Source organism: Chromobacterium fluminis (genome assembly GCF_011602385.1).
In the GTDB taxonomy this organism is placed as follows: Bacteria; Pseudomonadota; Gammaproteobacteria; order Burkholderiales; family Chromobacteriaceae; genus Chromobacterium; species Chromobacterium fluminis.
On sequence record NZ_JAAOMA010000033.1, the window covers coordinates 1 to 21,424 of the forward strand.

Sequence of the window (21,424 nt, forward strand, 5' to 3'; positions counted from 1 at the left end):
TTCTGGCACGCAAGATCAAAGAAACATCAAGATATCTCTCGTCTTGCAGTGCAAGTGTTTGGTCATCGACCGAGCACTTACACCTATCGGTTATTCGTTTTGTTAAAGAGCGGTGCAGATCGCTGCGCTTCGTTTCCGCCGCTGCGTTGTCTGCTGAGGAGGCGAACTATACGTCACGCCCCTAAACCCGTCAACACCTTTTGCGAGAAAAACCTCAACAAAAGCGGGCCTCATAGGGCAAACCCTTGATGCGAAAACGAATATCCACAAAGGGTATTCACCGACACCCCATCCTCGCCCCGCCGAACCATGAAAAACGGGCCGGCGAAACGCCGGCCCGTACCGTTCCAGAGGCCTGAAATCGCTTATTCCTTCCTCACATCCAGCAGTTCTTGCAGCTGATTCAGCGTGGAGTCGTCCTTGACCACATGCAGCAGCCATTCTTCCAGGCTCATCTCGGCCCAGCGCGCCGCGCGTTCGGCCAATAAGGCCACCGGGCTATGCGGTTCGTTGCTGCGGAAGTAACGGGCAACTTCACTCAACATCTGCACCGCTTCCTGGCGGCTGCGGATCTGGCCGTTGAAAGCAACGGGCGCCGTCGACGCGGCGGCGGGGGTGGGCGCGCTATAACTTTGGGTCACGGCTTTTCTTTCCACGACGGGTCCGACGGGAGCCGGCGTAACGCCGGCCGGCGCGGTTTGTTGACGGTAACGCAATACCAGGTCTTGGCAGGCGTAAATGCCGTTGCGGATATCCGCCAGGCTGGGCGCTTCTCCGCCGAAGCGCTGGTCCACTTGCTCGTCCAATGCTTCATAGCGGCCCAATGCCAGCACCAGGGCTTCCGCCTGGCTCTGGAACCAGGCGTGACCGGACAGGGTGGCGCTCTTTTCAAACTCGTCGCCGGAGAGCTTGCCCTCGGCGATGGCGGCGGCTTTGGATTCGGCGTCTTTCAAACCCAGGTTTTCCACGTCGCGTGATTGCTGCCAGTCGTTCCAGCCGTAAGCGCCGAACTCCGGTTTCAGCAGCGGCACATTGCGGATGGCCAGGCCCAGTTGCTGATTCAGCCACTCCAGCTTGCCGACGCGTTCGTCCAGGTCGTGCGGGTCCAGCTCCGGATAACCGCTCTCCCAGTATTGGCGCAGCCAGCCGTCCAGCGCGGCCAGGCCCAGAGCCAAGCCGGGGATCCCGTTGGCCTGGACTTGGGCTTCCGCGTACCAGACCAGCAATTGCAGGTCTTTGCTGTTTTGACTCAGCGCGTCCTCGCACAAGCGAATGACTTTGGGCCATTCCGCCGTTTTGAGGGTTTGTTCCCAGTCGCCTTGCGACAAACCAGGGTCGTCGCTACGGCGGGCTTCGCGAATCTGGTCGAAAAGCGTGGAGTAAGCCAGGTCCTCCCCCGCCGGCCAGCCGCCGGGGATGGGGACTAGCAATTGCTCCACTGTTTGCTCGATGTTTTCCATGCTTTGTGGCTTCTATATAGAGAGGTGTTGCGATCAGCCCTTGCCGACTTCCGGCATGGTGGAGATCAGCGAGGCGCCGCAGCTGACTTTATGGCCTTCCAGCGCCACCGGCTTGCCGCCGACCACCCAGCTGGGGTCGCCTTCCACGATGGTGCAGTTGACGTGCCCTTGCTGCGGGCAGGTGACCGCGTCGCCCAGGCAGGCGACCTGCTTGCCGAACAAGGTGGTGCTGGATGCGGCGCTGACGACTTTGCCGCCATGATCGGTGGGGTCGCCCAAGCGGATCACGCGTTTCATGCTGTGGCCTCCTCGCGCGGCGGTCTGGCCATGGCCAGCGCCACATGATCGTTGCTGAATTGAGTAATGAGGGCCGGAGCGGCCAGGCGCGCGCTGTGGCTGACGGCGGCGGCGGCCAGCATGGCGTCGGCGGCGACGCCGACGTCGCCCCACTCCCGCGCCAGATTGCTGGCCTCGTCGATGGGGTGCAACTCCACCGCGTGGCGGTTCAAGGCGCTGGCGATGGCGGCCAGGCGCACGCCGCCGGCGTCTACGTCGCCGCCGTTGTGCACCAGCCAGCCCAGGCTGGCCGCCTTATCGTTTTCCGGCTTGGCGTCCTCAGGGCTGAACGGGTAGTCCAGCAGCGCGGCGTTGACCAAGGCGTTGTCCAGCACCGGTTGCAATTGCCGCGTCAGTTGCAAGGCGCGCTCCTGCGGCGCAGCGGCCGCGCTGGACTGGCCCAATTGGGCCAAGACCGGCAGCTCGGCCAGGCCGGCCTGATGACGGGCCGGCACCACGCCCCAACTGCCGCCCGCGCGGCTGAAGTCTTTTTCCCAATAAGGCTGATAAGGATCGGCGCCCTCGGCCACGGCGACGGGGCCCAAATCGGGCTCCGGCAATTGCTCGCGCAGAAACAGCAAGACGGCGACGGCCAGGCCCGGCTTGCCCAGCCAGCGCTGGCGCTCCGCCGTAGCGGGATCGCTCTCGTCCCACTGCTCTCCGCCCAACGTCAGCAAAGGCGCGTCGGCGCCCAGCATGATCACGCCCGGCAGATCCGGCTGCTGTTGCAGCAGCTGCCGTGCGCGGTCAGCCACCGTGCCGGTGCCGGCCCCCGCCAGGAAGCGAGCTTCCGGCGCCGGCCATTCGCCGTCGTCCAGCGTTTCAGCCATCGCTTCCGTCTGCCATTCCTTGACCGCGGCGATTTGCTCGATGCCGGATAGGCTGGGCACCACTTCCATCACCAGCGGCAGCCAGGCCGCGCCAGGCGCGACGGCGTAAAGCTCTCGCAGCGCCTCGGTCACATGAGGACGCAAGGCTTGCAGCGCTTCGTCGGCGTCGACGTCCGCCGCGTCCAGGCATGACCATAGACAACCGTCCGGCGCTTCCGCCAGCCAGCCAGGCTCGCCATTGGCCGGGACGGCGCGCGCCCACAGCCAGCGGCAGTCCACCACGGCCTGGCGTTCGCGCAGCTCGGCCAGATGTCGTTCGCGCGCGGCCTCGCGCGCGGACTGGCGCTCGGCCTCCGCCGCGGCCTCCTGACCCACCTCTTCCTGCTTGGCGCGCTTTTCCTTCAGATAAGCCCACAACTTGACGCCGGCGCTCAGCAGCATAGGCGGCCCCAGGTGCAGCAGCAGGATGGCCGACGGGCTGATGCGCTGCCAGCTCTGCGGCAACACCAGCCACAACAGCCCCCACCAGGCGACGGTGCTGACCCCGAACAGGCCCAACATTTTCCACATGGACGCGTTTCCTCAGCTCAGCCGCACTTTGACCTGCTCGCCCTTGAGCGAGACGGCGATCTTCTTCACCGGCTTGCCGCTGGCCATTCTCGCCAGCAAATCGCTGGAGATCTGCGCCAGCAGGGTGCGGGTCAGAATGGCGTCGGCGTTGCGCGCGCCGCTGTCCACGTCCAGGCAGCGCGCCGCCATCTGTTCCGCCAGCTCCTCCGGGAACTCCACTTGCGCGCCGTGGTTGTCGGCGATGCGCTGGCGGATCTTGTTCAGCTTGAGGCCGACGATGGCGCGCAGCACTTCGTCGCTGATCGGCAGATAGGGCACGATGGTCAGACGGCCGAGGAAGGCCGGCTTGAACACGCTTTGCAAGGTGGGCCGCAAAATCTCCACCAGGTCTTCCGGCGTCGGGTCGCGGGTTTCGCCTTCAACCGTAACGCCGTGCTCGCAGGCGCGCATCACCAGATCGGAGCCGGCGTTGGAGGTCAGCAGAATGATGGTGTTCTTGAAGTCGACTTCGCGGCCTTCGCTGTCTTCCAGCAAGCCTTTGTCGAAGACCTGGAAGAACAGCTCCATCACGTCCGGATGGGCTTTCTCCACCTCGTCCAGCAGCAGTACCGAGTAGGGCTTGCGACGCACCGCCTCGGTCAACACCCCGCCCTCGCCGTAGCCGACATAGCCCGGCGGCGAGCCCTTGAGGCCGGACACGCTGTGCGCTTCCTGGTATTCCGACATATTGATGGTGATCAGATTGCGCTCGCCGCCGTACAAGGCCTCGGCCAGCGCCAGCGCGGTTTCGGTCTTGCCCACGCCGGACGGCCCCACCAGCAGGAACACGCCCTTGGGCTTGCCCGGGTCTTCCAGATTGGCCTTGGCGATCTGCATCCGCTCGGCGATCTGCTCCAAGGCGTGATCCTGGCCGATGACGCGCGCGCCCAGCAGCGAGGCCAGCTTCTGCACCTGTTCCAGCTCATTGCTGACCATGCGGCCCAGCGGGATGCCGGTCCAGCCGGAAATCACGTCGGCGATCACGCTCTCGTCCACGCACTCGAAGGCCAACGGCTGGTGCTTCTGCAATTCGCGCAGTGCCTTGCGCTTGGTTTGCAGCGGGCTGAGCTTCTTGCCCTTGGCCGGCTTGGCCTCGGCCTTCCGCTGTTTGAGCTCGTCGATTTCCGCGACCAGTTTTTGCTGTTCGTCCCAGGCGGCATGCAGTTTCTCCAGATCCGCCTGCAGTTCGGCGCGCCGGGTTTCCAGCTCGGCGATGCGTTCGGCGTGGCCTTCTTCGCGCTGCAGCGCGGCCACTTCTCGGTCGATATTGTCTATCAGCACCGACACGTCCTCGATTGGCCCCGGCTTGCCGGCGCGCGACAGCGCCACGCGGGCGCAGGCGGTGTCGAGCACGCTGATGGCCTTGTCCGGCAGTTGGCGGCCTGCGATGTAGCGGCTGGACAGATGCACGGCGGCGGCCACCGCCTCATTGAGGATTTCCACCTTGTGGTGTTCGGCCATCGCCGGGGTCAGGCCGCGCACCATTTGCACGGCGATTTCCGGCGCCGGCTCTTCCACCTTCACCACCTGGAAGCGGCGCGCCAGCGCGGCGTCTTTTTCAAAGTACTTTTTGTACTCGGCCCAGGTGGTGGCGGCGATGGTGCGCAGCTCGCCGCGCGCCAGCGCCGGTTTCAGCAAGTTGGCCGCGTCGTTCTGGCCGGCCGCGCCGCCGGCGCCGATCAGGGTGTGGGCTTCGTCGATGAACAGGATGATGGGCACCGGGCTGGCCTTGACCTCGTCTATCACCTGACGCAGGCGGTTTTCAAACTCGCCCTTGACGCTGGCGCCGGCCTGCAACAGGCCCAGGTCCAGGGTGCGCAGAGTGACGCCGGCCAACACCGGCGGCACTTCTCCGTGCACGATCTTGCGCGCCAGGCCTTCCACCACCGCGGTCTTGCCCACGCCCGGCTCGCCGGTGAGGATGGGGTTGTTCTGCCGGCGACGCATCAGGATGTCTATCATCTGACGGATTTCGACGTCGCGCCCCAGGATGGGGTCGATCTTGCCGGCCTTGGCCTGGGCGGTCAGGTCTATCGTGTATTTATCCAACGCCGGGCTGCCGCGCTTGCCTGCCGCGGGCGCGGCCATCGTCGGCTCCGCGCCGGCTTCGGCGGCCGGCACGTTGGCCGAGGCCTCGCCGCCGTGCTGACGCAAGGCGGCGTAAGCGCCCTGCAGGCGGCCGGCGTCCTGGCGCGCCAGCGCGGCGGAGCCGGACTGCAACGCGCCGCGCAGCGCCTCGTCCTGCCACAGCGCCAACAGCAGGTCCAGGGTGGATACATCGTCCTGCCCCTGTTCCGCGCTGGCCAGCAGCCAGGCTTTTTCCAGCCACTTGGGCAGCCAGGCGGACAGCACCGGGTTGCGGGTATTGCCGCTGCGGAACGCGTCCAGCGCGGCTTCCAGCTCGCGCTCGATGCGCGGCAGGTCCGCGCCCAGCGCGTGCAGCGCCGCCAGCGCGGCGTTGTTGTCCTGGTCGAACATCGCCAGCAGCGCGTGTTCGATCTCGATTTCGAAATGCGTGCGCGCCAGCGCGCGGCTGGCCGCCTGCTCAATCGCCTGGCGGGCGGTGGGGGTCAGCCTGTCGATCAGGGCTTTCAGGGATACGGACATATCGTTCCAATACGCTCAAAATGAAAAGTCGATTTCGCTCGCGCCGCTCAATGCAGCAGCGCGTAGCGCATGTCTTCAGGATCTTGCTTCTGCGGGCCCAGCCAGCAATTGCCGCCCAGGCGCAGGTCCGCCGGGCCGCCCAGCTGCGCCGCCGGCACGTCGCGCTTGTCCAGCACCAGGCTGACGTCGGCCGCCAGATTGTGGCCGACGGCGAATTGCAGCAGCGCCTGCAAGGCCTGCGCGCCGGGGCCGCCGGGCAGCAGGGCTTCGAACTGGGCGCGGCGCATGCTGCCCAAGCGCAGCTGCAGCTTGGTCTGACGGTCCCAAACCCGAGCTCCGGCGAACAAGGACACGCCCAGTTCGCTCTCGCTGTCGCCCAGCCGGCTTTGCTCCGCCGCCGGCACCTGCATCCACTGGCCGACGAACTGCTGCAACGCGGCGTCCACGCCGAAAAAGCCCTGGATCAGCGTTTCCAGCGCCTGCGCCGACAAGGGCTTCTGGCTGAGCAGGCCGGCGTAATAGATGAACAGGTTTTCGTCCAGGCTCGCGTCCGGCCCCATCTGCTTGCGCAGCTGGGACAGGCCCAGGCCGCCCAGGTCCAGCAGATTGCGGGTGAAACCATCGCGCTCGCCGGCCTCCACTTCCAGCCAATAGCGGTATTTGCGCCAGGCGCCGAAGAACAAGGCGGTGGCGCGGTGGCTGAAGATGTCCAGGAAGGCGTGCAGCGATCCGTCCTTGTACTGCTGGCGGCGCTCCAGCAGCAGCTCGGTATAACTGGTGGGCAAGGCGCCGCTGGGCCCGGTCAGCCCGATGAAGCTCACCGTCATCTCGTCGGTGGCGTCCAGCTGCTCCGGCTCCTTGGCCGGCTGATAACGACACAGCTCGCTGGGCGGGAAGGACAGCGAGGCCAGCGAGCGGAAGCGCAAGCTGGCCGGCAACCGGCCGCGGCGCTCGCCGCGCTTGCGCGCGGACAGGCCCAGAATGCGCACCGCCTGGAAAAAGCCGAACTGGCTGGCGTCGCGCGCCAGCTCCAGTTTCAGATCACGAGGGCTTCGCCGGCTCGGGCTGGCCATGAGGCTACCTCCTCGTCTTGTTGAACCGCATGCACCCGCAGGCGGGTGAAACTATTGGGCGCGCAATACAGCGCGAAGAAACGCTCCAGCACCGCGGCGAACAGATAAACGCTGCCGCCGACGTAGTAATCCGGGTCCAGCGTCAGGCGGATTTCGCTGCCGCGGACAAAGCCGCTGAAATCGCGGCCGGACACGCGGGTCACCGCCGGCTGGCTTTCTATCCCCACCACGCCCTGGATCTGGCGCACGTTCACCGGGGAATCGGTCAGGTTGTACAAGGCCAGCATTTCCTGCAAGGCGGCGCAACCGGAATCCACGATGGACATGTAGTTAAGCGACAGATGCGACACCAGCCGCCACTGCACCGCGCGCCCCAGCGGACAACGCTGGCTGGCGCTGGGCTTGCGCAACAGGCGCACGCGCTTGACCACGGAATGGCCCGGCAGCGAGAAATCCGTCCGCTGGGTGGACTGGCTGCCGCCAAAGGGAATCTGCTCCGGCAGATCGCGGTTGCTGCACAGCAGCTCCAGGCTCAGCACCTCGGTGGCCGGCCGCACCGCGTTGAACTCCAGGTCCGCCAAGTGCAGCTCCAGATCCGTGCCCTTGTCGCTCTGGCGCGGCGAGGGCTCCCGGCTGGCGTGCCAATAAAAGCGCGGCGTCTTTTTTTCGCTGCCGTGGCGTATCGCGTAGAAGGACGGCACTTCCTCGCTGCTTTCGCCGTCCCCGGATTTCTCCACCCTCACCACGCGCTTGATCTGGATCGCCTCGTAAGCCTGCTGCTTGCGCGCGTCCACCAGCACCGGGTAACTGGCTTTCTGGTGGGTGACGCGGATGGGCTCGCCCGGCTGGGTGAACAGGTTGACGATGGGCGTGCAGCCCAGCTTCATGTGCTGGGCCTGCAACTGGGTCTGCAGCCGGTTGTGACGCTCGCTGTCCGGGTATTCGTCCAGCAAGATCCGCAGCACCAGCTTGTCGCCGTCCAGCCGCGCCACCGCCTTGTCCAAGCGCAGCAGATCGACGAAGAGGAATTTGTCCGGATAGCAGAAGTACTCGGTCAGCAGCCGGTAGCCCATGAAGGAGCGTTCGTCGTAGTCCAGCAGACCTTCCTCGCGGCCGAAGCCCACCGCCCGCAGGCTGTCCGCCGGCAGCTTGCGCGTGCGGGCCGGGTCTTCGCTGCCGTCGCCCACGCTGACGCTCAGGACATTGGACAGCAGCATTTCGTACAACAGATGCATCAGCGCCGGCTCGCCGTCCAGGAAGAAGCGCAGCGATTGCAGGCCGATGGCGTTGAGCGCCAGGCCGCCGTGAGTATGGAACTCCATCGTCAGCACCGCCGCCGCGTCCGGCGCCAGCTGGCGCAGATAGGGTGAGCCGCTGGTCAGCTCCAGCTTGGCCTCGGTCAGCGACAGCGGATACAGGTCCACCGGATAGGCGCTGCGGAATTTGCACACCACGCCCTGCATCGCCGGCGCGTGCACCGGCTGGCCGCGCTCCACCCGGTAGCGCTTGGCGATTTCCGGCCGCTGCGGATCGCATTCGAACTGCACGATGGTGGCGGAAGGAATCGGCTGCAGATAATGCGGATAGAGCACATTGAGGAAGCTGGCCGCCACCTCCGGATATTCGTCGTCCAGCTTCTTGTGGATGCGCGCGGCCAGGAAGGCGAAGGACTCGATCAGCCGCTCGGTGTGCGGGTCTTCGCACTGGTCGCCTTCCATTTGCAGACGGCCGGCGATCTTGGGATAGCGGCGCGCGAACTCGCCGGACAGCTGGCGCAGGTGTCCGAGTTCGCGTTCGTAATACGGCAATAAGGATTCAAGCATTAAGGCTCACGTCACATCTATTGTTGTCTGGTTGCGCCGGCGGGCTGGCCGCCGGCGGGAAACCGCTACTTCTTGGTTTTGAAATACTTTTCCAGGTCATGGTTCAGCGGCTCGCGCAGCAGCAAACCGCCATCCTCGCCCAGGCCGAAGATCAAGGAGGGAATCGCCGGCCGGCTCAGCCCCTGGTCGTCGACGGCGATGGCCAGCAAGCGGTCCGCGCGGCGCGCGGCCGGCACCTCCAGCCAGGTCCAGGCGTCGGCGCTGCCCTGACGCCGCAAGGCCACGCGGGTCCAGTCGTCGGCCTTGCCGTCCCAATCCAGGATCGCATCGCCGCTGGCCTGGCTGACCGCCTGTCCCAGCGTTTTGCCCGCCGCCTCGAAGCGGACCTCGATGCCGGCCGCCCCGCCCACGCGCGGCTGGCCGACGATGGCGATCAATTGCCGCGCCGTGGCCGGCTGGCGCACATTCATTTCCGCATCCGACATCAGGCGGTACTTGGGCGCCTGAGCAGGCAATTGCGCCTCCACCGTCACCAGGCCGTTGCTCACCCGCCAACGGCCCTCCAGATAATAAGCGCGGCTGGCCAACAAGGACCAGGAAGCCTGGCCGTCGGCCTGCAAAGCCAGCTCGGACTCCGTCCGGCTCTCCATCCGGTAATGCCCGGCCAATTGCGCCGCCGTCAGCGGACGGTCCAATTTGCGGTAGCGCAACACGGAGCGCACCGGAATCTCAGGGGCCGGCTTGGGCATCGTCAAGCCGCCGTCCGCCTGGATCTCCAGCTCCGCCTGGCGGAACAGGGGCTGCACCGCATCGGCGTTGCTCAGCTCGAAACCGGCCGCCCGCTCCGTCCTGCCGGCGGCGTCCACCTCGAACCACTGCCAAGCTTGCCCAGAGCCGGCCAGGCGCAGGCCCACCTTGCGCCACGCTCCCCATGCCTTAGGCTGCCAGGCGATCAGATAGCCCGGCGTCCGGGTGGCCTCGGCCTCCACTTGCCGGCCTTGATCGTCTTCCAGCAGAGCCTCCGTTCCCGCCACGCCCATGCGGCCGGCCGCCAGCACCGCCACCGTCATCATCGCCTCGTCGTAGCGGTCCGCGGCCATGAAGCGGCCGGAGGCATAGGGCAATTGCCGGTAGGCCGGCGCTTCGCCGCCTGCCGCCGCGCGCAGGACGATCCGTCCCCGCCCGCGCGTCCAATCGCCGCGCACCGTGCGCGCGCCGCTGCCCTTGATGAACCATTCAAACTGACCCGAAGGCAGCAGAACCAGGCTGCTGGGCAACCAGTCCTCGTCGGCCGGCACATAGGTGCCGGCCGCCTTGTCCGGCGCGGCGGCCTGCGCCGGCGCGCAGAGGCAGCCCAAAAGCAAAGCGGCGCAAACCCGCCAGGCTCGCTTGTTCATTCTTGAAACCCTCTCGCCATGAAGTCGATGCGCCGGGCTCAATGCCGGCCTCCCCCAATACGCTCGCCCCGCCGTTCCTCGGCCTGGCGTTGCTGCTCGCGCCGGATCTCCTGCGCGCGCGGCGCCTGGCAGATCGGCTTCTTATTGCTGTTGCCGTCGGTGAAGAACACGGTGCGGTAACGCAGATAAGTGCCGTGAGGTTCGCGCTTGCCCAGCGCGTAATGCATGAACCAGGCGCGGGAGTCGTGCACATGCTCGTCGTACAGCGCCATCAGCTTCTCGTCCTTGACCACCGCCGGGTACAAATCATTGCCATCCTCCCGCAGCATGACCAGTTCCGCCTGGCAATCGTCGCTGAACGGGCGGGACAAGCCGGTGAAGAAGGTGGCGAAGCCGCCAATCAGGTTGAAGGACAGCGAGGTTCGGCCCATGTAATCGTCGGCGAAGTCCTTGGCCCCTTCCCGCAACTGGGTCTGATCCATCACCGGCTCGTACTGCTTATTGAGGTTAGGTTTGAAGCCCTCCGAGACCTGGCTCGCTTCCGCCTCTTTTCCCTTAGGCTTCAGCGTCACCCCGGTGGCAACGCCTTTGCGGCGCTGCGCCTTCCACTCCGACTCCTGCGCGTTCACCAGCCACTTGGGCGTGTCCTGGGAGTTTTTGTAAAATTCGGCGTTGCGATAACCCGGCCCGCCTTTCTCGTCGACGCCGCCGGCGTAACGGGCGATGCGCCAGGCGGTGATCTGCGCGGTCTGCCACTGCAGCAGGTCTTCCAGCGACGCGCCGCTGCCGGCATGCTGACGCCAGGCTTCGAAGCGCAGGATCAACTCCTCGTTGAAAATAAATAATCGGCTTGTCACATCGCTCATGAAACGCCAGGGCTCGCGTCCTTCCAGCATGGCCAATTGCTCCGCGTCGGCATCCCCCAGCAAACTCTTATCCGCCTGCAAGGGCGCGCCGGCGTCAAAAGCCAGCCGGTACATATGCAGCAAGGGCAGTTGCGACAACAGCATGCCCTGCCCCTCGCGCGCCTTGCCCTGATCCTTGGGCGGATAACCGCCGCCCACGTCGCTATGCATGCCGGGGTAAACCCATTCACCCAACACGCAGCCGGGATAACTGCGGTTGGCGATGGCCACAGAGTCCAGCGGAAAGCACAGCCGCTGCTCGTGCGCGCTGACCAGATGCGCGCAGCGCTTCAGAAAGCCGGCCTCCGGCGGTAGCTTCATCGTGCCGTCTGCCCAGCCCATATGGCCCTCCGCCCCCGGCGCCAGCTCAGTCAGCCCCACCGAGGCCACAGTGTCGAACAGGCCGAGGAATTCCACCGCGACGGGGATGCCGCACAGCGTGCCGGCCTCGACGTCCATCAATTCGCGCAGCCGCCACAGAAAGGAACGCGCCTCGGCCGCGCCGCGCGAGAAGCCATAGATGTACAACTTGATGCGCAGGATTTCCGGCTTGTAGTCGGCTTCGCGCTTGGCGACAATCGGCGCCAGCACTTTCTGCATCACCGCGCGGCGTTGCGCCAGCGTGGTGCTGCTGCGTTTTTTGACGCCTTTGTCGTCTTCCTCATAGGTGTACTGCATGTCTTTGATCAGTTGGAGAGCTTGTGGCGCGTCTATCTTTTCCGCCTGTGCACTCATCGCCCGCGTGATGGCGTCTATCAGACGAGTCAGCCCCCATAAAATTCTATCCTCCCCCCCTGAGGCAAAACTCAAACCACTGCTGCTCGGCTCATCCTCGCCAATTTCCTTGAATACCGTGCCAACACCCTGGATGTAATAACTGTAATAGCCCCAGTCAAACCCTTTTCCATTACCAATTGAAGCATTGAACAAACGTCGCACATTGCTACTATTCACCGGGTCGGCACTATCGTCCGAGTCGCCGTGATTATTGGTACCGTCAAAGAACAGGCTGACATGCAGCACCTGCACACAAGGCGATGGCCGACCTTGCTCACGAGCTGCGCACCTTGCAGCATCTACTTCCTGCTGCTGGCTATTTCGCTGAGCAAGAATAGATTGAAAACGGGTAGGTAAATAACCTTCATCCGGGAACGAGGGAGCAATCATCGCTGGCATTTGGTTTTGCCTCCCAGGCGTCGAATCACCTCATCATCCCACCCCTGCGAACTCCTCCCTCTCAATCCGCCAAATACCCGACTCTGCTCCGCGGAATCAATCAACGGATACACCTCATCGCAAGGCAGGAACACCAGAACCAGGGAAGAAACTTTTTCATACTTGGGTACCGCCATCGTCACCTTACGGCGAACATAATTCGCTTCATGTTCCTCATGCCATTTACTACCTTCCGCCGTGATAGACCCATATTTGCCTCGGGGAGGTTGCTTAACTCCACCCGGATTCACCCCAGGACTCGGATCCTTCACCCACTCTATCGTCGCCGTCATGCCCGGCCGCCATTGCTCCGGCAGGCTGACGCAACACTCCTCGCCGCCGCCGCCGCCCATACCCTGGCCATTAAAGCGAGCATGCACAATTGTCATCCCAGACACGGTATTCACCACCCGCGCGCCAGCGCCTATAGTTTTGGACTGCGCCATGCTTTGACATCCAAGCAGGCTCAGGGTCAAGAACAGCCATGCACTAATAGAGAACCATTTCATCGTTTTCACCCTCAATGCTAAATTCCGATTTGCCGTTCCATTCCAAAACCATCGCCTGACAGGAACTGGCTCTAGCCGGGAATCATCCACCTCCCGAACACGTCTGCCGACCACCCAGCCGACGGATCATCTCCGGATAACGGTCTTCACGACCTCGCAAGCCGCCCAACACCCGGCCCTGCTCCGCCGAATCAATCAACGGATACACCTCATCGCAAGGCAGGAACACCAGAATCAGGGAAGACACTTTTTCATACTTGGGCACCGCCATCGTCACCTTGCGGCGAACATAATTTGCTTCATGCACCTCATACCATCTACTGCCTTCCGCCGTGATAGATCCATACTTGCTCCGGGGAGGTTGCCGAATCCCTCCAGGATTCACCCCTGGACTCGGATCCACCACCCACTCTATCGTCGCCGTCATGCCCGGCCGCCATTGCTCCGGCAGGCTGACACAACACTCCTCGCCTCCTCCACCGCCCATGCCCTGGCCATTGAAGCTGGCATGCACAATCGATGTGCCCGCCACGGTATTCACCACTCGCGCGCCGGCGCCTAGGGTTTTGGGCCGCTCCATGCTCCGGCACCCGGCCAGGGCCAGCAGCAGCAAACCAATCGTTAAAGCGATCCTCGTCATGGTGTTATCCTCCATGCGGAAATACGGATTGACTCAGTCACACTGCCAACACGCCAAACGCACATGGCCAAGCCCGTCGAATTCATCTACCTGCCGCACAGACCTTCCCTGCCCCCAAACGGCGAATGACTTCATCGTCCCACTCCGACGAAGCCAGCCCTCTCAGACCGCCAAACACCCGGCCCTGCTCCGCCGAATCAATCAATGGATACACCTCGTCGCAAGGCAGGAACACCAATACCAAGGAAGAGACGGTTTCATACCTGGGCACCGCCGTCGTCACCTTGCGGCGAACATAGTTCGCTTGATGCTCTTTCATCCAACGCTGCCACTCCGGCGGCGTCGTCCCATCCGGATTCCAAGGGGGCGCACGTCGCCCATCAGGATTAAGCTCCGGACTCGGATCCTTCACCCACTCTATCGTCGCCGTCATCCCCGGCCGCCATTGCTCCGGCAGGCTGACACAGCACTCCTCGCCTCCACCACCGCCCATGCTCTGGCCGTTAAAGCTGGCATGCACAATCGACGTGCCCGCCACGGTATTCACCACTCGCGCGCCAGCGCCTAGGGTTTTGGGCGGCGCGATGTTCTGGCAAGCCGCCAGCCCCAAAGCCAAGACGCCACAAGCGGCCCACGCCAGCCATGGCATGTGCACCGCAGCCATCTCGCCACGGTTTGGCGCTCGCATCACCATCCACCCTTGCCGGATTCCGCCGGCGCGTCGCAGCGCATGCGACCGCCCAGGCGTCGCGCCACTTCCTGCCCCCACTCGACCGAGGTTTTCTCGCGCAAACCGCTAAACACTTGCTGGCGCTGCCGGCAGTCAATCAGCGGATACACCTCATCGCAAGGCAAAAACACCAGGGACAAACCACAAGTATCCTCATAGGCCGGCACGGGGAGCGTAAGCCGATGGCGGACATAGTTAGCCTGGTGTTCCTTCAGCCAGTGGCGCCACTCCGGCGGCGTCGTTCCATCCGGATTCCAAGACGGTGCACGCCGCCCTCCTGGATTTACCCCAGGACTAGGATCCTTCACCCACTCTATCGTCGCCGTCATGCCCGGCCGCCACTGCGCCGGCAGGCTGATGCAACACTCTTCGCCGCCGGAACCGCCTATGGCCTGACCGTTAAAACTGGCATGTACAATCTCGGCGCCGGCCATGGTATTCACCACCCGCGCGCCGACGCCTATGGTTTTGGGCGGGCTCGCGCAGCCGGACAGCGCCAGCAGGAGCAGCCACCCGCAAGACCGCGCCCATGCCGCGGCCATGCTCACACCGGCTCCCGCAAACGGCGCTCGATCAAGGGCTGGCGTTCCGGCTCCGACCACAGCTTGGCCCGGTCCGCCGCCCGGTGCGCCGCCGCCAGCCGCGCCATCAGTTCTTCCTGCGAGCTCAGCCCGTACATCGACGGCGTCAGCAGATGATCCTGGCGCCAGCTTTCCGCCTGGTGCCAGACCATCAATTCGTCAATCTGCGACGGCGACAGGCTCAGGGTCTCCTCCTCCCACTGCGGCCAACTCCGCATCACGTCGACATCCGGCTCCAGACAGCGGGCGTTGCCGTCACGGTCCAGCCAGTGCCATTGCAAGGCAGGCTCCAACAGGAAACGCCGCTGCGCCGGCTCCAGCGCCTCGCTTACCGCGGCGAACACCCGCGGATCGTTGAAACGCAGCACGCCCTGTTGTCGGCCCTGGTCCCAGGAGGCTTGCAGACAGGCGCTCAGCCGCTCGGCCAAGGCGTCGAAATCCCAATCGCTCAACAGGGCCAGCAAGCGCGGCTCGCCCTGCCATTTATCCAGCTGCCGCGCCCATTTTTCCAATCCGCCCGGGGAATGCAGCGGCAAGCGCAGCAAGGCCGGGCCTTCGTCGGCGGCCTCGGCGTGCGGGGTATCCAACAGCAGGCTGCGCGGCATATGCATGGCAGGGGCGCGGCTCTGCCAAGCGTCGCCGATATCGCCCTGATCCACGATGAAGTCCAACCACTCCAACTCCACCCGCCGCGCTTGCTCCAACAGCCGTTCCAGCCACGCGGCCGAAGAAGGTTTGGTCAACAGCACGGCCGGGCTCATTTAGCCGCCACCAAGGGATTGGCCTGCTTGAAGCCTTGCGCCATGCAGGTCTTGCAGACAGTGTTGGGGAAGCGCGGGAACGGCGCGGTCATGCTGGCCGGCCCGCTCCAATCGTGGCTTCCGCCCTTGAAGCTGACGGTGCCGGGCGCGTGCAGCTCGATCTTGCCGTCCTTGATCCGCACATAAGCGCCGCCGCTGGTCAGCAGAATCTCCTTCTTGCCGTTCCACAGCTGCTGGCCCTTGATGGCGGTGATCTTGACGTCCTGATCGCCGGTGACCTCGATGCTGTCGCTCTGCGCCTGCATCTGAATCTTGCCCTTGGCGGCAATCAGCTTCAGCGCGATCTGGTCCTTGACCCCGGCGACGAACAGGCTGATGTGCTGGCCCACATTGTGCAGCCAGCGCCGACCGGAGGTTTGGTTGGTGTCGCGCTGCGCCACCAGGTCCAGATTGGTCCCCGCCGCCACGGTCTGGCTTTGCTGACTCAGGCTGGCGATGCCGGCCGGCGCGGACAGCACGATTAGCGGTTGTTGGCCGGCTTGGTCCTTGGCGGTTTTGCCGTCCTTGTCGGTGTTGCTGCCGGCCTCCCAGGCTTTCAAGGCCGCGGCCTGGTGTTGCAGGTGGCCTTCGGTTTTCTTGGCGGCTTTGGCGTTGTCCGGGCCGATTTCCTCCGGCCCGGTTTCCATGGTATCCGCTTGCTGGCCGCTGGCGGTGTCGCCCAGGCTTTGGCTCAGGCTGAGTGCCGCGTCCAGCTGGCTTTGCGCCTGTTCGCGCGCTAACTGTTTGCCGGACGCGCCGTTTTGCGCTTCGGTGCTCAGCAGCAGGCCGTGGCCGGCGCGGATGGCGCCGTGGTTGTCGGTGCGCAGTTCGAAGCCGTCGCCGCGCGGTTCGGCCTTGCCGTTGCTGCGCGGATGGGTGAGGAAGCCTTGGTTGAGCTGGGTTTTGCCGGGTTCGGAACTCAGTTTGGCTCTGACTTCGCCCGGGGTGTCGTCGAACAGCAGTTCGTTGTACTGGCCGCCCTGGTGTTCTTTGGATTTGATGCCGGACAGGGTTTTGTTGGCCGGCAAGGCGCCCGCGCCGCTGAAGTCCGGCGGCGGGTGGCTGCCGTTGTAGAGCACGCCGGTGATCACCGGGCGGTCGATATCGCCTTCGATGAAGTCGACCAGCACTTCCTGGCCGATGCGCGGGATGAATTGGTGGCCCCAGCCGGCGCCGGCGCTGGGCATGACCACCCGCAGCCAGCAGGAGGATTTGTCGTCCATCCCCGCGCCGATGCTCGGATGTTCGTCCGGCCGTTGCCAGTGGAATTGCACTTTGATGCGGCCGTGCTGGTCGGTGTGGACTTCTTCGCCCTGGGGGCCGACCACGGTGGCGGTCTGTACGCCGCGGGACTTGGGCTTGGCCAGTTCGGTGTGGGCGTAGGCCGGGGTCAGCGGCACGCCGCGACGCTGGGCGTCGAAGTCGGCGCGGAAGGGTTGAGCTTCCTTGCCATCCTGGAAGGCTTTGAGGTCCGCCGGTAGGTTGTTGCGCGCGCTTAAAGCTTGACGGGTGACGACGAATTCGCGCTGTTCGCTGCTGTCGCCCTCGTGGGCCGGGTGGTCGTCCAGGCGGAACCACTGGCCGGCGGCCAGGCCGCGCACCGAACCGCCGCCGCTGAATTGTTTGGCGTTCAGGTCATGCGCCTGTTGGCGCAGTTGGGCGTAATGGCTGAGCTGGTCGGCGTCGCCGGCGTAGTACAGCGATTGCGGGTCGTAGTCGTGCAGCGACGATTGCAGCGCCTTGCCGTTCTGGCCCTGGTCGATGCGGCTGTCGTCGCCGCTGTGCTGGGTCTGCACCGGCTGGTAGTCGAAGCTGGCCAAAGCCACCGCGCCGGGGACGATCTGGCGCTGGGCATTCCACTCGGTCAGGCCGTCTTCGGCCTCGGTGGCGTCGCTGCGGTGGAAGCGCACCCGCTCGACGCCGGCCGGCGGCAGGCTGTAAGGGTCGTCGAAGGCGACCAAGCGCACTTGTGGTGTGTCGCCGTCCAGATGGTCGAAACGCCAGGCGTAGCCCTCTTCGTGCAGCAGGCGCACGATGAAGTCGTAATCGCTCTCGCGGTATTGCAGACAGTAGCTGCGCGGGGAAGCGGCGCCGGTCTTGAACTCCAGCGTCTGCACCCGTGCGAATACCGGGTTGGCCTGCTGATGCTCGGCCAGGATCTGCGTGACGATGTCCGGCACCGACTGGTCCTGGAACACCCGCGAGCTGACGCGGTGGCGCAACAGCGCGAACGGCGGCTCGATGGTCAGCTGGTAGCGGCTGAAACCGCCGTCCGAGCCCAGGCTCTCCACCTTGGACACCACGCCGCAGCGCAGGCTCTCCGCGCCGGCGGCGTCGAAGATGCCGATGCGGGCCGGCAGGCCGAGCAGGGTCTTGAGTTCGATCGCGCCATCCGGAGACAAACAGGTGAGCTGGTAGGCGTAAGGCCGGGACACGCCTTCTTCGCCGGCCAAGCTCAAGGGCAGCAGTTGCTCGGCCGCCACGCTGCCGTCGCCCAGGCTGAGGGTGAGCAGGCGCTGGTCTTGGTTGAAGGCGGAGGCGAAGCTGGCGAGCAGGGTGCTGAGGTCCATGGCGTTAACCCAATTCAAATCGACTGCGCAATTGGCGAGTCCTTAAGCAAACACTGCGCTGCCGCGCCGGGTTTGCTTAAACACCCGAAAACGCCCGGCCGCCCGCTTGCGCATGGCGGCCCGGCGCCCAGATTCAGTTGGCGATCAAACGCACCGCGTGCAGCTGACGCTCGGTGTCGTAACGCACGGTGATTTTATTGGCCGGCACGCCGGCATCGGTCAGGAACTGCTTGACGGCGATGGCGCGGGTTTGCGCGGCGGCGCGAGCGTTGCCGATGTCGCCTCGGTAGCAATGGCCGCGCACCAGGATGGATTTGGCGGTCTTGAGCTTGGGCAGCAGCAGTTGCAATTGAGCCTCGCCCACTGGGGACAGTTTGGGACTCATTTTTTCAAACGGGATCAGGTTGGGGTCTATGGCCATATTGGCGGCCACGGCCTTGTCCAGCGCGGCCTTTTCTTCCGCCGCCTTGATCACGGCGGGGTCGTTGGAGGCTTGTTGAGCGTTAGGATTGGTCTTGCAGCCCACCAGCGACAAGGCGAGCGCGGCGACCATCAGCAAACGTTTCATAGCATTACTTCCCGGATTGACTTTAAACATGGCAAAGAACAGCCGGGAAACCGCTGCGCCGGGCCGGCGCGCGGCGGTTTCCCGGATGCCTAAAACCCGCCCGAACGACGGGCGGGTCAGCTTTCCAGCACCGCTAGGGAATTAGGCGATCGCTTTGTTGGCGGTCAGGTCCCAGCCGGAGCTGACGTTACCGCCGCCGGCGCCGTCAGCGCGTTTCTGCTGGGTGTAGGTCCACTTGATCTTGCCGTAAGTGAAGCTCACTTTTTCGCTGGGGAAGCCGTTGTCGTTGGCGGAACCGTGCGGCTCAACCTTGGCGATCAGGACTTGCTCCATCTTGATCTCCATGTACTTCACCTTGTCGCCACCGGCACGGCACAGTTCGATGGTGATTTCCTTGATGTGCTGGCCCTTGCAGCAGGCTTCGTAAATCTTCGGGCTGGCTTTGTCCAGGAAGTGAGTGATTTCGTAAGCGGCGTGGTTCACGCGCTCGGCGGTGGCGCCGCCGGCGGAGCTGGCGGTAGCCTGGGCCGGCTGTTCCAGTTTGTGGGCAAAGGACTGGATTTCGATCCAGTCTTTGTGCTTGTCGTCGCTGCTTTCGCCAGGAATACCGTCAATTTTCAGGAATGCATCAAAAGCCATTTACTTCTCCTTAAACAAAGGTCAAAAATCGGAGGCCAAGCCCCCCATTCCAAAAGACGCCCGCGCCCGCCGCCGCGCCGCAGCGCGGCGGACGCGCACGGACTCTCCAGCCTTAACCCGCCGGCTGGGGCAGTTCCGCCACCAAACGCAGGGAAATAGTCAATTCATCCAGCTGGAAATGCGGCCGCAGGAAGGCGGCGGCGCGATAGACGCCGGGCTTGCCCGGCACTTCCACCACGTCGACGCGCGCTTCGCGCAGCGGGTATTTGGCTTTGGCTTCCTGGCTGGCGGAGTCGTCCAGCAGCACGTATTGCGCCAGCCAGGTGTTCAGGAAGTCCTGCACGTTCTGGCGCGAGGCGAAGCTGCCGATCTTGTCGCGCATGATGGATTTCATGTAATGCGCGATGCGCGATACCGCGAAGATGTAGGGCAGCTGGGTGGACAGGCGCGCGTTGGCGTTGGCCGAATCCGTGTTGTAAGTCTTGGCCTTCTGCACCGATTGACCGCCGAAGAAGGCCGCGTAGTCGGTGTTCTTGCAGTGAACCAGCGAGATGAAGCCCAGATCGGACAGCAGTTTTTCGGTGCGGTCGGTGATCGCCACTTCGGTGGGGCACTTGAGCGCCACTTCGCCGTCGTCGGTCTTGAAGGTGTGGGCCGGCAGGCCTTCCACTAGGCCGCCGCCTTCCACGCCGCGGATGGCCGCCAGCCAGCCGTATTGGGCGAAGGCGGAGGTCAGGCGCGCGGCGTAGGCGTAGGAGGCGTTGGTCCACAGGTATTTTTCGTGGGTGCTGCCGTCCACGTTTTCCTCAAAGTCGAATTCCTCCACCGGCACGTTGTCGCGGCCGTAGGGCAGACGGCCCAGCACATGCGGCAAGACCAGGCCGACGTAGCGGGAGTCTTCGGATTCGCGGAAGGATTTCCACTTGGCGTATTCGACGGTGTCGAAGATCTTGGCCAGATCGCGCGGCTTGCCCACGTCGGTAAAGCTCTCCAGGCCGAACAGGCCGGAGGAAGCGGCGGTGATCAGCGGCGCGTGCGCGGAGGCGGCCACGTGGGACAGTTCGTCCAGCAGGTAGAAGTCTTCCGGGTGGCGGGTGAATTCGTAATCGCCCACCAAGCCGGCGTAAGGCGCGCCGCCGAAGGTGCCGTACTCTTCTTCGTAGATTTTCTTGAACAGCGCGCTCTGGTCGAACTCCGGCGCCGCCTTGAAGTCCTTGACCAGGTCTTTCTTGGAGGCATTGAGCACCTTGATCTTGAGCATGGTGCTGGTTTCGGACTCCATCACCAGATACTTCAGACCACGCCAGGAGGCTTCCAGCTTCTGGAAGTCGTTGTGGTGCATGATCTCGTTCAGCTGGGAGGAGATCAGCGCATCGATCTCGGCGATGCGCGCGTCAATGCTGGCGGACAGATCGCGCGATACGCTGACGCTGCCTTCCAGCACCTGGTCGACCAGTTCGCCGATCAGATCGCGAGTGTGGCCTTTTTCGTTGTCGTTGGTGGCGACGCGGCTTTGCTCGATGATGGAGTCGAGCAGGCTGCCTGCCGCCGCCGGGGCTGCGGCCGCGCCGGCCTCAAGTTGTTGTTCTGCGCTCATCTATCACTCTCCCGCTTTGTCCGGATGCGCGGCCTGGCTGATCGCCTTCAGCTTTTCCGTATCGCGCACCACTTCGTCCAGCAATTCTTCCAGCTTGTCGTTGCCCGCCATCTTGTTGCGCAGGTCGGCCAGGCGCTTGCGCGCGTCCAGCAGCTTTTTCAGCGGCTCGACCTGATCCACCACGTTCTGCGGCTCAAAGTCGGCCAGTTCGTCGAAGTTCAGCTCCATCGCCAGCTGGCTGCCGTCGTCTTTCAGCTTGTTGTCCACCTTGATGGCCAGGCGCGGCGCCATGCCCTTGAGCACTTCGTCGAAATTGTCGCGATCGATCTGAACAAACTTGCGTTCCTTCATCTTGGGCAGCGGCTCCTTGCTGTGGCCGGAGTAATCCCCCAGCACGCCCAGCACGAAGGGCAGTTCCTTGGTTTCGATAGCGTCGCCGATTTCAACGTCGTAAGTGATCTGCACGCGCGGCGGGCGTACCCGCGACAGTTTTTTCTGTGTGCTTTCTTTGGCCATGATGGTTCTCTCTCAAGTT

Annotated in this window: 19 protein-coding genes; 1 reads left to right on the forward strand and 18 read right to left on the reverse strand. The window is 64.2% G+C overall.

All coding sequences use genetic code 11. The features are described from left to right. A partial coding sequence (locus HA052_RS27420; RefSeq protein WP_206118965.1) for a hypothetical protein occupies nucleotides 1-185 on the forward strand: 185 nt, incomplete at its 5' end. A 180-nt stretch (nucleotides 186-365) separates the two neighbouring features. Here HA052_RS27420 and tssA read toward each other — a convergent pair. The 18 genes from tssA to tssB all read right to left on the reverse strand — a co-directional run bounded on the left by tssA (nucleotide 366) and on the right by tssB (nucleotide 21,405). Continuing rightward, nucleotides 366-1,460 (reverse strand): type VI secretion system protein TssA, encoded by a 1,095-nt coding sequence (tssA, locus tag HA052_RS19215; RefSeq protein WP_166453143.1) that lies wholly within the window; start codon nucleotides 1,458-1,460, stop codon nucleotides 366-368. 33 nt (nucleotides 1,461-1,493) lie between these two features. After that, nucleotides 1,494-1,757: a PAAR domain-containing protein gene (locus HA052_RS19220; protein ID WP_043641377.1), complete on the reverse strand. Its 264-nt coding sequence runs from the start codon at nucleotides 1,755-1,757 to the stop codon at nucleotides 1,494-1,496. Next, a complete protein-coding gene (locus HA052_RS19225; RefSeq protein ID WP_166453144.1) occupies nucleotides 1,754-3,196 on the reverse strand; it encodes a hypothetical protein in 1,443 nt (480 codons plus the stop codon). Before HA052_RS19225 ends, HA052_RS19220 begins: the two co-directional genes overlap by 4 nt. A 12-nt stretch (nucleotides 3,197-3,208) precedes the next feature. Next, the gene (gene tssH, locus HA052_RS19230; RefSeq protein ID WP_166453145.1) at nucleotides 3,209-5,842 is read right to left on the reverse strand and encodes a type VI secretion system ATPase TssH; all 2,634 of its coding nucleotides are present in this window, start codon (nucleotides 5,840-5,842) and stop codon (nucleotides 3,209-3,211) included. Between the two features lie 47 nt (nucleotides 5,843-5,889). Next, nucleotides 5,890-6,915, reverse strand: a complete 1,026-nt coding sequence (gene tssG / locus HA052_RS19235; RefSeq protein ID WP_166453146.1) for a type VI secretion system baseplate subunit TssG — start codon at nucleotides 6,913-6,915, stop codon at nucleotides 5,890-5,892. Further along, complete coding sequence (tssF, locus tag HA052_RS19240; protein WP_166453147.1) at nucleotides 6,879-8,738, reverse strand: type VI secretion system baseplate subunit TssF; 1,860 nt, start codon at nucleotides 8,736-8,738, stop codon at nucleotides 6,879-6,881. The genes tssG and tssF overlap by 37 nt, the downstream gene beginning before the upstream one ends. A gap of 65 nt (nucleotides 8,739-8,803) precedes the next feature. Next, entirely contained in the window at nucleotides 8,804-10,135 is a 1,332-nt protein-coding gene (locus HA052_RS19245; protein WP_166453148.1) for a hypothetical protein, read from the reverse strand. Between the two features lie 38 nt (nucleotides 10,136-10,173). Further along, nucleotides 10,174-12,069: a T6SS phospholipase effector Tle1-like catalytic domain-containing protein gene (locus HA052_RS19250; protein ID WP_166453149.1), complete on the reverse strand. Its 1,896-nt coding sequence runs from the start codon at nucleotides 12,067-12,069 to the stop codon at nucleotides 10,174-10,176. A gap of 134 nt (nucleotides 12,070-12,203) precedes the next feature. Continuing rightward, entirely contained in the window at nucleotides 12,204-12,764 is a 561-nt protein-coding gene (locus tag HA052_RS19255) for a DUF3304 domain-containing protein (RefSeq protein WP_166453150.1), read from the reverse strand. Nucleotides 12,765-12,846: 82 nt separating this feature from the next. Continuing rightward, complete coding sequence (locus tag HA052_RS19260; protein ID WP_166453151.1) at nucleotides 12,847-13,404, reverse strand: DUF3304 domain-containing protein; 558 nt, start codon at nucleotides 13,402-13,404, stop codon at nucleotides 12,847-12,849. 82 nt (nucleotides 13,405-13,486) lie between these two features. Further along, nucleotides 13,487-14,098 carry a DUF3304 domain-containing protein gene (locus HA052_RS19265; RefSeq protein ID WP_166453152.1) on the reverse strand — a complete coding sequence of 204 codons (612 nt, stop codon included), beginning with the start codon at nucleotides 14,096-14,098 and terminating at the stop codon, nucleotides 13,487-13,489. After that, a complete protein-coding gene (locus tag HA052_RS19270) occupies nucleotides 14,092-14,676 on the reverse strand; it encodes a DUF3304 domain-containing protein (protein ID WP_166453153.1) in 585 nt (194 codons plus the stop codon). The genes HA052_RS19265 and HA052_RS19270 overlap by 7 nt, the downstream gene beginning before the upstream one ends. 2 nt (nucleotides 14,677-14,678) lie before the next feature. Continuing rightward, on the reverse strand, nucleotides 14,679-15,476 hold the full coding sequence (gene tla1 / locus HA052_RS19275) for a toxin Tle1 chaperone Tla1 (protein ID WP_166453154.1): 798 nt from the start codon (nucleotides 15,474-15,476) through the stop codon (nucleotides 14,679-14,681). Further along, nucleotides 15,473-18,085 carry a type VI secretion system Vgr family protein gene (locus HA052_RS19280; RefSeq protein WP_166453155.1) on the reverse strand — a complete coding sequence of 871 codons (2,613 nt, stop codon included), beginning with the start codon at nucleotides 18,083-18,085 and terminating at the stop codon, nucleotides 15,473-15,475. The genes tla1 and HA052_RS19280 overlap by 4 nt, the downstream gene beginning before the upstream one ends. Nucleotides 18,086-18,218: 133 nt before the next feature. Further along, nucleotides 18,219-18,653, reverse strand: coding sequence for an OmpA family protein (locus HA052_RS19285; RefSeq protein ID WP_019100066.1), 435 nt, complete (start codon nucleotides 18,651-18,653; stop codon nucleotides 18,219-18,221). Nucleotides 18,654-18,794: 141 nt separating this feature from the next. After that, entirely contained in the window at nucleotides 18,795-19,292 is a 498-nt protein-coding gene (locus HA052_RS19290; RefSeq protein WP_043640831.1) for an Hcp family type VI secretion system effector, read from the reverse strand. A gap of 112 nt (nucleotides 19,293-19,404) precedes the next feature. Beyond that, a complete protein-coding gene (tssC, locus tag HA052_RS19295) occupies nucleotides 19,405-20,889 on the reverse strand; it encodes a type VI secretion system contractile sheath large subunit (protein WP_107798026.1) in 1,485 nt (494 codons plus the stop codon). Nucleotides 20,890-20,892: 3 nt separating this feature from the next. Then, on the reverse strand, nucleotides 20,893-21,405 hold the full coding sequence (gene tssB / locus HA052_RS19300; protein WP_107798025.1) for a type VI secretion system contractile sheath small subunit: 513 nt from the start codon (nucleotides 21,403-21,405) through the stop codon (nucleotides 20,893-20,895). Nucleotides 21,406-21,424: the final 19 nt, after the last annotated feature.